The 14196-nt window shown below is 54.1% G+C and carries 8 protein-coding genes and 4 pseudogenes; 5 read left to right on the plus strand and 7 right to left on the minus strand.

All coding sequences use genetic code 11. The features are described from left to right. Nucleotides 1-170: 170 nt before the first annotated feature. On the minus strand, nt 171-887 hold the full coding sequence (locus tag ACR1XV_RS05040; protein WP_480529303.1) for a type 1 glutamine amidotransferase: 717 nt from the start codon (nt 885-887) through the stop codon (nt 171-173). Nucleotides 888-1286: 399 nt separating this feature from the next. On the opposite strand from ACR1XV_RS05040, the gene ACR1XV_RS05045 reads away from it, so the two are divergent. Both ACR1XV_RS05045 and ACR1XV_RS05050 read left to right on the plus strand, forming a co-directional pair. Next, nucleotides 1287-2279, plus strand: coding sequence for a porin (locus ACR1XV_RS05045; protein WP_480529305.1), 993 nt, complete (start codon nt 1287-1289; stop codon nt 2277-2279). Between the two features lie 208 nt (nt 2280-2487). After that, a pseudogene (locus ACR1XV_RS05050) lies at nt 2488-3193 on the plus strand (IS6 family transposase). A 216-nt stretch (nt 3194-3409) separates the two neighbouring features. Here the strand turns inward: ACR1XV_RS05050 and ACR1XV_RS05055 are convergent. The 3 genes from ACR1XV_RS05055 to ACR1XV_RS05065 all read right to left on the minus strand — a co-directional run bounded on the left by ACR1XV_RS05055 (nt 3410) and on the right by ACR1XV_RS05065 (nt 7229). After that, nucleotides 3410-4228, minus strand: coding sequence for a hypothetical protein (locus ACR1XV_RS05055; RefSeq protein ID WP_480529307.1), 819 nt, complete (start codon nt 4226-4228; stop codon nt 3410-3412). Between the two features lie 71 nt (nt 4229-4299). Next, nucleotides 4300-5970, minus strand: a complete 1671-nt coding sequence (locus ACR1XV_RS05060; protein ID WP_480529309.1) for a sulfatase-like hydrolase/transferase — start codon at nt 5968-5970, stop codon at nt 4300-4302. Continuing rightward, entirely contained in the window at nt 5967-7229 is a 1263-nt protein-coding gene (locus tag ACR1XV_RS05065) for a DUF3179 domain-containing (seleno)protein (protein ID WP_480529310.1), read from the minus strand. The genes ACR1XV_RS05060 and ACR1XV_RS05065 overlap by 4 nt, the downstream gene beginning before the upstream one ends. A gap of 426 nt (nt 7230-7655) precedes the next feature. Between ACR1XV_RS05065 and ACR1XV_RS05070 the strand changes: the two genes are divergently transcribed. Beyond that, on the plus strand, nt 7656-9008 hold the full coding sequence (locus ACR1XV_RS05070; RefSeq protein WP_480529312.1) for a tetratricopeptide repeat protein: 1353 nt from the start codon (nt 7656-7658) through the stop codon (nt 9006-9008). A 41-nt stretch (nt 9009-9049) separates the two neighbouring features. Here ACR1XV_RS05070 and ACR1XV_RS05075 read toward each other — a convergent pair. Next, nucleotides 9050-9211: pseudogene (locus tag ACR1XV_RS05075) on the minus strand (IS3 family transposase); the annotation flags it as partial. Between ACR1XV_RS05075 and ACR1XV_RS05080 the strand changes: the two are divergent. Continuing rightward, a pseudogene (locus ACR1XV_RS05080) lies at nt 9207-9407 on the plus strand (transposase); the annotation flags it as partial. The pseudogenes ACR1XV_RS05075 and ACR1XV_RS05080 sit on opposite strands and share 5 nt — an antisense overlap. Nucleotides 9408-9576: 169 nt before the next feature. Here the strand turns inward: ACR1XV_RS05080 and ACR1XV_RS05085 are convergent. Together ACR1XV_RS05085 and ACR1XV_RS05090 are read right to left on the minus strand one after the other, a co-directional pair. Further along, nucleotides 9577-9755 (minus strand): annotated as a pseudogene (locus ACR1XV_RS05085) (integrase core domain-containing protein); the annotation flags it as partial. Between the two features lie 164 nt (nt 9756-9919). Further along, nucleotides 9920-11380, minus strand: coding sequence for an alginate lyase family protein (locus ACR1XV_RS05090; protein ID WP_480529314.1), 1461 nt, complete (start codon nt 11378-11380; stop codon nt 9920-9922). Between the two features lie 398 nt (nt 11381-11778). Here ACR1XV_RS05090 and ACR1XV_RS05095 point away from each other — a divergent pair, with 398 nt between their 5' ends. Continuing rightward, nucleotides 11779-14145, plus strand: coding sequence for an alginate lyase family protein (locus tag ACR1XV_RS05095; protein WP_480529315.1), 2367 nt, complete (start codon nt 11779-11781; stop codon nt 14143-14145). Nucleotides 14146-14196: the final 51 nt, after the last annotated feature.

Below are 14196 nucleotides of genomic sequence, written 5' to 3' on the forward strand. Positions count from 1 at the left end.
GTCCATGAAGCCCAACACGGTGGTTTCGCTGTCCAGAAGCCGGTCCTCAATGGCGCGTTGCAGAATTTGGTGCTCTCGGTTCATGGGGCGGCTCCGGGGCTTGGTGAATTCACTTTGGCTTAAATGAAAACGGCGGCCCGGATGAGCCGCCGTGAGTTGACTGCGTCTGACTATGCGGTCTTGCGCTGGCTTGCGGCCGGGTTGAGGAATGCCGCCATCCAGCCGACACTGACCGGCGTGTCATCCGGCCCGTCACATGATGTCAGCGCAGTTTCTGCAACTGCACCGATGCGTTCGATGCGTTTGAGGATCAGATCGCGATTGATATCGGGATTGAAGTCCGGGTGCTGCTGAATGGCCAGTAAATGCTGACCGATGGTGAAACCGCTGACCGGGCAGAAGTCACTGCTCAGAAAGATCTCGGCCCCTTCGGGCGCGGTGGCCACTTGATCCTGATGCATCGCGTGCAGCATGATGTCGTCGGCCCGTGCGGCAAAGCCGGTATCACGGGTCACGGACACTGGCATCAGACCAACGCCCCAGCCCTTGGGGCTGCGCTCCACCGCGCCGCCAAGTGCATGGGCGATGGCCTGATGCCCGTAGCAGATACCGATCATGCTGATCTTTTGTTCGTCCACCGCTCGGATGAAATCGAACAGCCGGTCCTGCCAATCCAGGTCTTCAAACACCGAGTATTTCCCGCCGGTGATGATATAGGCGTCAAAGGCCGCAGGCTGGGGCAGCGTGTCCTTGACGGCGCTGACGACCGTCCAGTTTGCGTTGGGCAGATGGGGTTCAAGCGCGTTTCTGAACCTCTGAGGCGATGGCAGATGCTTGGGCTTTTCGCCGGGTTCCGTATGTCCGATGTGAAGTATGCAGATATCCATGATGTCCTCCGGGGGCGTTTGGTATCCCATAGGGCGGATTGCGATGGCAGAATACTTTATTGCATTGCCTTATCGCGCCATAAGGCCGATCCCATAATTTCATCTTATGCCCGCCTCGGGTAATTTAATAAGATTTCGATCTTCCGAGACCCAAGCCATAAGCTGGCCAGTCGGATTCGAAAATGAGGTTTGCACATCAATCCAGACATACAGCCAGACCACCCGGGCAATGATCTGGTGTGGATATCGGCGGCACTTGTGACCGACCGGCGGTGTTTTCGCCGCGGCAGACCGAGCCCGACTTTACCCAGCGCGCATGTTGACCAGCCCCGGGCTGACACCTGGCCCAAGCGTGCACCGAAAGAAAACTCCGAAAATCAGAGGAGGAATGAGAGGACTATGATGAATAAGACCCTGTATACACTGACGCCCTTGCTGCTGGCAGCCAGTGTCACCACCGCAGCCGCCGAGATCAAGTTCAGCGGCTACGGACGCTTCGGTATCGGCTATCTCGAGGACCGTTCGACCACCAACGACAACATTTCCGACACCATCCTGGTCTCGCGCTTCCGTCTGAACCTGGACGGCGTTGTCCAAACCGACGGCGGGATCGAGCTCTCGGCTCGTGTTCGTCTGCAGGCTGACGAAAGTTCGACCACTGGCGAAGCTGGTGCGGCAGGGCTGAACGGCGCGCGCTTTTCGATGATCTACGAGGGTCTGCGTGTCGACGTGGGCAACGTCGGTGGTGCCATCGAGAACATGCCGAACCGGTCCGGCAACCAGCCCGGCCTCGAGAGCTTTGTCGATCAAAGATCCGGCGACAACTATGAAATTCTGGGCTACACCTCGACTGGCACGGGCGACAATGCCGTTTTCTTCAAATACGCGATCGGCAACTTCGCGGTCGGTGCATCCTATGACCAGAACTCAACCGACAACGGCAATGTTGCGTTGGGCGGTGCCGATCAGTGGGATGTAAGCGTTCAATACAGCTTTGAGAACGTCACCGTGGCACTCGCCTATGGTGAAACCGACGGACCCGCAGATGGAATCGATCCCAGCCTGCTGATTTTCACGTTGGGGGCGGATCTCGGAGACTTCTCGGGCACTCTCCTTCTGGCGCGGGATGACGACACCGAAGTGAACTCGCTGGGCGAGGAAACCGACGGCACGGCCTACGGCGTGTCGATAGCCTATGACTTGGGTGCGGCGACCACGATTCTGGCGTCGTACGGCGATGGAACCGCGGATGGCGACACCCAGGAAATCGGGATTGGTGCGATCTATGATCTTGGCGCGGGCGCAACACTCCGCGGTGGCGTCGGTAGCATCAAGGAAGGATCCGCTGACCGCCAGATCCGCGCGGACTTTGGTGTACGCTTCAATTTCTAAATCGATTTACAGAGCTGGTTTCCATGCTAGCTCTGTTTTCAAGGCGTGGGGAAAAGGGGCTTGAGGTTGAGGCGCGTCCGTCGACTTCGCTACCGGTTCGAATTGACCAAAACCGGTAATGAGATGCTACCCACTTAAATGTCCTTTGCTAGGGGGTGTCAGAATAACGTTGCTTGAGTGGGGCAGGGCGGTTGCATAGCATTTAGGAATGACTAAGCCTGCCTCCCTCAAGTACTTCAAAACCAGTCCCGAGATTATCCGCCTGGCGGTGACGCCGTACATTCGATTTCCGCTTTCGCTGCGGAATGTCGAAGATTTTCTGCACGAGCGAGGCATCGGCGTGAGCCACGAAACCGTCGCTATTGGTGGATAGGTTTGGCCCGATGTTTGCTTCTGAAATTAGGCGAAAGCGGGTGTAACAATTGCGCGCATTTTCGAAATGGAAGTGGCACGTGGATGAGGTTTTCGTGAAGGTGAATGGCAAACGCCACTATCTCTGGCGTGCGGTCGATCACGAAGGCGAGGTGCTTGAGGCCGTCGTCACGAAGCGTCGAAACAAGGCTGCTGCTTTGAAATTCCTCAAGAAATTGATGAAGCGGCACGGCTCGGTGGACGAGATTGTCACGAATCGGTTTGCGTCTTGTACAGCAGCGCTCCGCGAGCTTGGTGCGTTGAGCAAACAGCGTACGGGCAGATGGCTCAACAATCGCGTCGAGAATTCACATCTTCCGTCCCGACGACGTGAACGCGCAATGCAACGCTTTAGGCGGATGCGAAGTTTGCAGAAATTCGCTGCCGTTCATTCTTCCATCCATAACCATTTCAACCAGGAAAGATCGCTCTCAACTCGAGACACATTCAAGCTGACACGCACGGCCGCTCTTGCCGGGTGGCGTCAGCTTTGCTCCGGATAGGTTCACGGTTTCCGCGGCAAGCTGAGATTGGTTCGAATTTGCCTAATGGAACTAAAGTGTTAAAAGTCAACGAGTTGCTGTAGACTAATGCTCCACGGAAATCTGATGATCGGGTCCGCGGGCGAGATGTACGGTGGCCGCGTCGGCAGATGCTCGTAGGATGCGCTGCCTGTCTTCCAGGTCCCGGCCGGAGATTTGATGGGCAACAGAGTCGGCCTAGTTGAAGAAAACCTTCACGCCGAAATATGGCCCGTGCTGCGTGACGTCATAGGCGAAATCGCCGGTATCAAGTGTGTCGCTGTAATCGACGCTAAAAAAGCGGTAGCCGAACGTAATCGCTGTGTTCTCCCAAGGCTGATAGTCAAATCCGATATTGGCACCGACCTGAAGGTCGTTGCCTCCCGCCCCGAAACCGCCGAGATCCAGCGAAGCGATGGTCGTCCAGCGTTCGTTTAGGCGCCACATACCGCGGGCGCCAATCACAGGCTCAACCCAGTCCTGATCGCCGCCCAAGATGGGTGGGTTTGCGGGTCCGAGCCTTGTGAAATTGATCTCTTGCCGAATCGAGTTATAGCGGACACCCCCCTGCAGATCGACTGTGTACCGTTGGTCGTTCGCACCGTGGGTTCCGTCCGCGACGCGATATGCGCCCAGGATTGCAAACCATTTCTGTCGGACATCCACATTCGCGGCCGAAGCGCGCGGGCCGGGAAGTGTCGCATCCTCTTCTATGCCAACGTAGTTGGCGTCAACGATGATCCCAAGATCACCATTCCATGCCTCGTACCGCCCGGCAGCGGCGAAATCCAGAACGTTCAGCACGTCGCCCAAGTCCAGGTCAAGATCTGCGGAAACGCCCGCGACTGTCGAGGTGCCCGTGGTCCTGAGCGGGGTGAACAGGTAGAAACCAAGCGTATGCCGCCAGCCCTCGTCGTCCTCCCCCGGTGCGGGCAGCGATTGCGCTGATGCACCATAGGCCATTATGCCGGACAAGATAGTGGCGCCTGCGATGCAAGTAATTGAATTCATGGGCATGTCTCATTCTCCTTCCGCGTTTCCCGCTTCCAAGTGGGCGTCCGGCGATGCTTGGTCTTGAACTGTTCTGGTTACTTGCTGGCCGAAGATTGTTTGAGCAGGAACGCTTCCACGGCGGCCTGAGTTTCGGGACGAAGATTTTCGATACCTTCATAGGGAACACCGCGTGCAGGTTCGGTATCGGGGTACTTTTCCTTTCGCTTCAAATGCCGTCCGAGAATGCGCACAAACTCTTGGCCGCCCCAGGCCCCGACCTCGGTTGAAACGGGGTATTTTTCGTGCGTGTCGCGGTAGACGTCAAAGAAATCCGCAAGGATCGCGCTTTCGCCGGCACCCGGAATGCGCAGCTTTAGCTGATCCTTGATAATCGCCTTTGGTGAGTTGACCGAATAGACGATCAGGTGATCCCGCCTGCCTTTGGTTTCGCCCAGCAACAGCAGGGCAGATTGATCGACACCGTCTACCAAACGGTCGCGCGGAATTTCGGAATCCGCGCCCGCAAACCGCGCAAGCGTGGTGTAGAGATCGGAAACATGAACGATATCGCCAACGATCCCGTCAGCTTCGATCATTCCCGGCCAGCGAATAAAGCTATCGACCCGGATGCCGCCTTCGGAGACGTCGCCTTTGCCACCAGCGAAGACCATTGGAGTAAAACCGGATTGGGGTGAGTACTTTGTGAAATGACCATTGTCACCCATCACCACCACGATGGTGTTTTCCGTAAGACCCCGCGCCTCCATCTCGTTGAAAATATCTCCAAGCCAACTGTCGAGAAGCTGCATCTTGTCCACGTAAAGCCCGCCATTTGGAGATTGCGGTCCCGACCGACCCGAACGGGTATTATCGAGAGGGATCAGCGGCCAGTATTGGAGGAAGAACGGTTTATCCCCGCCTGCAAGTTCTCGTAGCTTTTCAAGCGTTTGATCCTGGTAGCGTTGGTTCATGTCGTCGTATTTTTCGGCGGTCCAGCGTTCGCCCGCGGTCATATCAACCTCGCGCGCGATACCGCCTTTTTCAGCTTCAAGACCAGTGACCATGGCTGCGGGGTCGGGGCGAAAGAAATTGTCCAAAACGAACCGGTCATCGAAGTCCGATATCCCGACCGAGACTTGCTCTTTGATCGCGTCGTCATTGAATATCGTCAGTTGCCCCTGTTGGTGCACCGGGAAACCGGCCCAGTCGAAACCCTGATTGTGAGGCCAGGCTTCGGGAATGTCGCCCATGTGCCATTTGCCAACATGGACTGTCGCATAGCCAACATCCGATAGAACCTCAGCCAGAGTGACCTCATTGGCGGGCAACCCGAACCCGGCAATGTCCACGGTGGTATCGCCCATCCCCATCCGAACCGGCAGCCGCCCGGTCATCATCGCAACCCGCGTTGGCGTGCAGGACGGCTCGGTATACATGCGCACCATCCGCATCGCCTCGTCCGAAAAATCGTTGATATGCGGGGTAGAATATCCACGCACGGCATTGAGTTCTGGAATGCCCAGATCGCCAAAGCCGATATCGTCGATCAGTATGTTGAGAATATTCGGCGGCTTGCCCTCATTCGACCTTTGGAACTTTTCCAGCAACTGGTCGACCTCGGCATTGTCCTCGGCCCATTGTTCAGCGTTTTGCGCTTCGAGGATGTAGTATTCTGCGTCGTGGATGATCGGCGTCTCCTGCGCCATCGCGATGTTCGCCGTAAGACAGATGAGAGCCGACAAGCTCGTGGTTTTGGGGCTTTTCATTGGCTCTGCTCCGGTTTGGTTTGATTTTCGGGTTCACGATTGCGCGTGGTTTCAAAGGCATCGGTTTTCTGCCGGTCGATGCGATTGATATCCGTGTTGGGAAAGAACTCGACCCAGACGTGCCAGAACATCCCTGAGCGCAGGGTTTCGACACGGTTCAGCTTTCCGCAATTTGCATTTCCGAAGAAATCGATCTCGGTGACTGGCGCACCGCTGTCATTGTACCAGACGCCGACGCTTTCATAAGCCGGGTCATAAGACACCACGACATCGCGACCACCCACCGTGGCGTTGATCAGCCCGTGATGCGCTGCAATGAAATCATCGGTCCAGCACACCGCGTCACTATCAATCGTCACCCCCCAGACATAGGTCTTGTTTGGAAGGCGATCATCGCTGTGGCTCATGTTATCCATGACCGGCGCGGCCTCTTGATGCTGCTTTGCAATACCCGAGGAGAACACCGTTTCGGTGAATGTATCGAAGAGCCTTAGCAGGGGGTTTGAGGAAGGTTTGTTCAAAAACACCTCTCCATCAGGGTAGGCCTTCTGAAATCCACGAAAACTCATCCGGAAGGTCGGCCAAGGCTGCATCCCGGATCGCCTCGAGGCGTCGCTGTCGAAGTGGCCATAAATCTGCTGGATCGGCTCACCGGTGATGTTGTCGCGCAGGATCAGATTGTTGCCGTGCTGCGCCAGCACCTCGAGATCTAGTCTCTTGCCATCCACGACGGGCTTGTAGGCCAAGCCCAAATTGGCCATCGCGCAATAGGTCATCACGATGTCATCGCCACCCAACCCCCTTGCATTCCCTGCAAGATGCGGGCGCATCAATTGTGCGTCGGAGTGCGCGCGCGCGTGGCCATTGTTCTCGATCACCAGAACGCTTGCGGATGGGTTGATGTAATCGCGCGCTTTCGAGATTGGGAAGTATTGCGCGCTGTTTTGCTGATTGCGTAGACCGATATGCACCCAGACCCAAGGGAAGACGAACAGGAAGATGATCAGCAACGCCACAGCCGGCATGCCTAGGAAAAACAGCCAGCCGGGGCCGCCGCCCATCAGATGACCAACAAGCATCAGGACCAGCGCTCCGATACCAGCAGCCAGATAGGTTCGTTCGTTGCGAATAAAGCGGATCATGTTGTTCCGCTTCACCTTCAATACCATCTGACTGATGTCGCCGAGGTCGCGGAAATACATAAACCCGATGGTCAACGATACGATAAGTCCAACGTAGAACAGAAGATTGGCTAGCATCTGGATCGCCTTTACTGTGCTCTGTTTAGCCTTTGGACGGTTTGGACCCGAACGCGAGGTATCGATGTATCTCGTCCTCAAGTCCGCGAAGGCTATTGTTTAAATCTGAGTAGGTTGGATCGCCGGCATCGCAGGGCAGTAGGGCGGTCAGGCTTTCATAGTCAGCGCAGATTTGAGCGAACACTGTGTCCACACTTCGCAAACGTCCGATTTCGTTCACCCGATCCGGAAACAACTTCGACAGCGTATCCATAGTGATCCCCAAAATGATGTGATCCGAAATCTTGCCTCGCAACGAAGCGCGTCCTCTCCTTTCCTTGCCAATGTTGCCGAAATTTACTTACATATTCAGGTATCTTGACGTATGTTACGACGTAACATGATATTTTTCAGATACTTACGATAATTCTGAAAGCTGCCAGCAGGATGCCGTTAACAAGTTTGCAGACAAATTCGGGTCTTGATCCGAGCGGTCCAAAGCCACCGGAAAGTGAAATCCGACATGCTTTGAAGAGGATTCTGGATAGCCCTGAATTTGATGGCGCTGAGCGTCTGCAATCCTTTCTGAGTTATGTCGTCGAGAAGTATCTGATGGAGCAGGCCGAAGACATTCGTGCCAAATCAATTGCCGAGGACGTCTACGGCAGATCTCTGGACGCAAGTGGCGACCCGATGGCGGTCGTACGTGTTGACGCGGGCCGTATGCGGCGACGGCTGGCCACCTATTACTCCAACTCCGGCAAAGAGCAGCGCCTGCGCGTGCATGTAGACCCCGGAGGGTACGTGCCCCGGTTTGAGCTGCTCGAAACTGGGCGCGGCGAAGGCCAAAAAGTATCGCGGTTGAGATACCTCTTGTCCGGAGCGGCGGTTTTGGCGGCGTTGACCATTGTGGGAGTTGCCATTTTCAAGCAGCCGGACGTGCCGAAAGATGATGGCACCCGGTCGGAACATGCTTTGAAACAGCAAGCCGTTCGAGAAGCGTTGTTTTCGACAAATCCCACAAAACTGCAGGCCGTTAACCTGGCTTCCGAGGCGCGCCCATTGATGTTTCCGGTTCTGGATCGCGAACGGCTGCAAGCGGTTCGCGGTATGTTTGAGCGCGCCATAGAACTGGATGAGACGTATTTCGGTGGCTTCGCAGGCTCTGCGCAAGCGATAAGTATTCTCGCGATCACTATGCCGCCCGGTGATGAGAAGGGTGAATTTCTAAAGCTCGCAAGGACTCGTGCCGACAGGGCCGTAGAATTGGCACCCGATGAGGGGTGGAGCCACTCGGCACTTGCATTGGTCTCCTTCGCCAATCGGGAATTTGCTGCAGCCCTCGAGCAATCAGCGCGCGCGACCAGTCTTGCAGCCGACGACATCCATGTCACAAATTTCGATGCCTTGTTTGCATTATTTGGCGGCGATTTTGACCGCGCCATCATCTCAGCCAATCGTGCGCAGAGCATCGATCCAAACAACAGAAGGTTTCCTTACAGAAGCGTATTGGCATCAGCGAGTTTTCATCTTGGAAACTATCAAGAGTCTGTGGATCGGTTTAATGAGGCAATAAGGCTGGGTGATCCTGTAAGCGCCATTTCCATCGGATATCTTGCGGCAGGATACCAACAGCTCGGCGATTACGAGCAAGCAAGAGCGACCGTGCTGCTTTTGGATGAAGCATGGCCAAGCACTTCCTTGGATACTTTGTTTCGAGCGTTGTTTTCAGATCAAAGCCACGCCGATGATATACTGAAGCCGCTGAGCGAAATATCGGAGGGGCGGCGCGGCAAATAAGCTTTCCGAAACAGTGTGAGGACTGAGGTGCCCCTAGTTTCCTAGGCACCTGCCTTTGTCAGTTTGTGCTGTCTGATTTCGAAGTCAACGGGTGACAGCATGCCGTTATTTGTGTGCTTGCATTTCGGGTTTTAGAAGAGCTCGATGTATTCGAACACATCGCGCCGGGCGTCGCGGGTCGGATAGGGGTTCTTGCGAATACGCGCATGTATCCCTGGTCGGAAGCAACGCAAGGCCACCGTCAAATATGACAAACGCCGCTACAAACGGCGCAATCGGATCGAGATTATGTTCGGCAGGCTCAAGGATTGGCGGCGTGTGGCAACCCGCTATGACAGGTGCCCAAAGGTATTCTTCTCCGCCATCGCTCTCGCCGCCACTGTCATATTCTGGCTATGAAACAACAACGAGTCCTGCCCCTAATTTTCATTTGGTTTGCATCAGCATTACAGAAGCTTACCCCACATCTATCTGATTGCACGACAGATGATAACTAAACAATATTTAATTTGACCTGAGCCCCAAGTTTTTGGCCTTACGCGGCCAGTTTGTCCATCATCGTTTGCTCTGCAAATTCTCTGGGCGTCAGGCTTCCAAGCGCCGAATGTGGTCTGTTGGTGTGTAGTCCTCCTGCCATGCTTCCAGCGTGTCACAGACCTCGGCCAACGAGCCAAAGAGCGTCTCGTTCAGGCATTCATCACGCAACTTGCTATTGAAGCTTTCGATGAGCCCGTTCTGTTGGGGCTTCTCGCCAGCCTCCTGCTCTTTGATCATCTGGATGATCTGCTCGTCAGTGAATCTCGCCTTCATTTGTCCATCCTTTAGTTGGGCGGACTCTACGCAAAACTGGAGGAGTTTCAGGGGCTCAGGTCAGCACATTTGCTGGAGAATCGAAATAGAGGCAGGGAGGCTCAATTTCGCTTGGCCTGCCCTCGCTGCTTTTTCCGGCGGCTCTTGAGTTCCTTAACTAGTAGCCAGGGCATAGCAATAGGTGCTAGAAGAACAATATAGGGTATAGTAAGAAGGTTCGCTCGGCGCTTGAGCTTTTTTCTCTCTCTTACAGAAAGCTTGTAGGCATCTAGTGCTTTATCCCGCTCACGAATCGCTTGATCTCGTTGCAGTTCGGCAGCTGTAGGCTGCTGCCGAATGTGGGCCAATGCCTCAGGTTTTTTCAGAGCATCCCGTGTGTTCTTGAGGACGCGCGCCAGCAAGAGGATGTCAAGTTCGGCGGGCCAACTAGATTTGGATTTCTGTTCCCCGGCATCGGCTAGTTTCGACATTGTGTGACGTGCAGTCATAGACTCTGCCGTGGCTCCAAGCCAGTCTCGCGCTGCCGTCAGTGCCTTGCCAGCCTCGACTTCAGTTGTCAGAGGGTCGACGCCCTTTTGTGATGCAGCAGCTTCGATTAGAGAAACGCCCAGAAGACTGAATGCTGTGTAGTCATGCGGACGGTTACGCTCCAGTTCGACTGGTATGCTCCCATCTGTATCAATCTGTTCAGCAATCGCATCCATCTGGTGCTTTAGAAGATCGGTTGCGCGATCGTCGTCGCCCAAAAAGCTTGCAATGACATAGCAGGAAGAAAAATACCAAACTGTAATGTTGTTCTTTCCGCCGGCCGCTTTTCGGCCCTTTTCACTGTTGAGTAGCCAAGAAAGAAGTTTGGCAAACCAACCTTGTAGACGCTTATGTGTTTCCTCGTCTATGTCCCCTGTCGCAACAAGCATTTCTATTGCTTCAATTACCTGGGACAAGTAACGCACCTCAATCAGGCCGCGCGCCGTTAATTCTTTTCTATCAGGAACGGTTTGGGCATATTCGAAATGAGGAGTCTGAGCTGTCGAAGGATGCAAAAACCAAGCACCAATCTTATTAGCCGCCGCCGAACCTAGCTCGCGATCGGAAGCAAGATATGAGGCGAGCGCCATCGAAAAGACGTCATTCGACAATCTAGTCCAGCGCCCGTAGTCGTAGTTTTCGCTGAAGCAATCCGGATTTACGTGGCCATCGCGCCGCACGTAGGTGGTGTTCTCCGCGTTTTCGTTTTTGGGCCACCAATACTTGGCAAGACTGACATAGTCGTTGGGCGCGTCGGGTTGAAGGCCCGGTTTGTCCCTGACCGTTTCTACTCGGTGCGACACTCCTGATCTCGCCGATGCGACTAGATGCGTTATGGCGTGCCGGACAGATGTTTCCCCCTGATCGTAGAGGTTCCTTAGGTGTTGTAGCTGTGCGCCGCGCAGCACTATCGTGTTTGGCCCACTGTTTTTGCCGTTGTACTCAAATGTCTCTACTGCGGTTTGCAATAGTCGCCGACCGATAGAATCTCGACAGACCAGATCCAGGAGCAACGCGAATTCAAGGGTTGGCATGCATTTTCTCCCAGTGAAGGTAAAAGGGCTGTCCGATAAGGCTATAATGCATTCGAAAACTACCGAAAGCGCAAAAGGTAACTATTTCAGGAAAATCGTGTCGTCGATCAGGTCGCTGAGGTGTGTCATGAACTCAGCGTGTTTGGCTTGGCCCACGCCCTGCTGTCTTCTCTATATCGTTACTGGTTTCACACTCAGGACCGCAAAACACGGCAGCCGACGCGTGTGCAGCGCTGTTATTACTTCTGGTGAGCGGTATTTGGGTGAAACCTTCAATGCATTCACTGTCTGAGGTTGCACTTCCCAAAAGTTAATGAGATTGAACAGCAGTATTTTGAGGACCAGTGATTTCGGAAGCTCGTGTACCGCTTCACCAAAGGCAGAGTCAGGTTGAATAAATGAACATCAAACTGAGAACTGAGACAGAAAGATCCGAGCCATCTCTGGAGGAGCGAATCCGCCGGAAAAAAAATCGCAACTTAACACTCATTCTTCTGTCGCCCGTATTGCTCGTCTTATTTCCCGTGTTGCTGCCAATCTATTTTGTTCACCGCAAACGCAAGCGAAACATGCAGCTTGCAGAGCAAAAGTGGCCCGCAGCACGACGGCGTCTAAAGCCCCGCATGGGCCAAATAGCCGGATCACTTGAGGCCGTTGCACCCGCGGCGAGGGACGAAGCGGAAGAGGATCGCGTTAACTCTTTGCCTGATACGTTTGCTCTTTGCCGCATCATTGGCAACGACCTGATTCCCCGACACCGCGCGGGTCAATCTTTGGCGAACGTGAAGTTTATTCTGGAAAACGAACCTGAGTTTGAAGGCTGCACCAAGCTGTGGATCCTCAACCGAATCTTCGATCCCGAGAACGAATCTAAGCTCGTTGCGCTTCTGGATAAATATCAACAGGTCTATGAGAAAATTCCTTTCGACCCTGAGGAGTTGCAAGCGACCGGCTATGATTTTGAAACATTTGAAGACCCATTGGTCCTTTCTGATGGGACGCTCAGTGCCGTGGATGAGGAAACTCGGGACCGAATGATAACTCAGGCATATCGGGCCAAGAACAACTATGTGATGAATAACAACGGCGCGAGAAATGCAGCGCTTGACCTGTGCTTACGTCACGCCAAATGGGCGCTACCGTTCGACGGTAATTGCTACTTTACCAAGAGCGCTTGGGATTTATTTCACGACGACATTGTTGCAAATAGGGACAAGCGGTATTTTACTGTTCCGATGGCTCGGATGCAGGACAATGCGGAACTCCTCAAGGATGGAACCACGTTCAATGCGACTGAAGAGCCACAACTGGCGTTTCGGTGCGATGCCCCTCTCCGGTTCGACGAGAGGCACCCCTACGGGCGCAGGCCAAAAGTTGAACTTTTTGTGCACCTTGGCATCCAAGGGCCCTGGCAAAAATGGCCGGTGGAGTTTTTTGATGTACCGCCGCGAGCAGTCAGCCCCGAAGGCCACCGGGTGGCGCAGGCAGGCTGGGTAGCGCGACTGTTTTCCGGGCATTCGGTCCTGGAGAAAGAAGACACAAAGAGCTTCAAAAACAGAGGGTTGGCGAGAAATGACGCAATTCGTGCGACTCTGGATATGCTTGAAGCCCGCAAAGTGACCGAGAAATTGAACGACCATGGTCAATTCTTCTACGATCCGGTGCGGCTAGAGGCTTTGTCGACAGAGAACGAAAGTCCGGACTATGCTGCACTACGGTCTGCCGCAGATGAGGCGATGACGAGAGGTCCGTACTCTGTGACCGATAAGCCTGAGCCAGCGCCAAGTGGTGACCCGCATGATTACTATCATCCTGCGCCGTATTGGTGGCCAAATCCGAAGAAGAAAAACGGCCTGCCCTATATTCGTCAAGACGGGAAACGAGTACCTGGGACGCAGCTCTATGAGGCCGCCAGCGAACGCTATGATAGAACCCGCTTGCAACGGCTTTTTGACGACACAACGGTACTTGCTCTTGCGGCGTGTGTGACGGGAGAGAAAAAGTACTCCGACAAGGCAGAAAGTCTGATTCAAACTTGGTTCATCAACGAAGAAACAAAGATGAATCCCAACCTGAATTTCGCTCAGGTTCGCAGAGGACATCAGGGAGACAAAGGGCAAGCCAGGGGCCTGATTGAAACAAAGGATTTCTACTTCTTTCTTGACGCAGTACGACTGTTGGAAAACGACCAGCTTATCCAAGGTTTGAAAGCTTGGTGTTCCGAGTTCATGAAGTGGCTGAGCGATAGCGAACAAGGTATTGATGAATGTAGCGCTGCGAATAATCACGGTACCTGCTTTGACCTTCAGCAGGCATCTATCGCAGTATTTCTGAATGACGTTCAGGCCCTGCAAGAGATCAATCTGAGAGCGCAAGCACGAGTACTCGGCAGTATCACACCGGACGGCGAGCAACCGTTGGAGATGGAGCGTACACTGACTCAGCACTATTGTACATTCAACTTGCAGTCCTGGATAAACCTGTTCAATTTGCTCGAAAACGTGGGACTTCGTTCTTGGAACAGCGCCGCCGGAGAAAGATTGATTTCAGCAATGAAGAGTCTTCTTTCAGAGTCAGTAGCCGGGTGGAGCCATCCGCAGATTGATCCATTCAATGTGGCGCGACTATCTCCAATTGATTGCGCATTGCGCGAGCGGACTGGAGGCGGAATATGGACTACTAATGATGCACCATGTTTCTATTTTCCTCATGACGGGGTCGCACCTTTCTGGCGTCAAGCAAGCGGATACAAAATCTCCCATTGAGCATGGCAGCCCCCCCAAGTCGAATGTCGATGGTGGTCGTCCGCCACATTG

Source organism: Ruegeria sp. AD2(2025), from assembly GCF_056542385.1.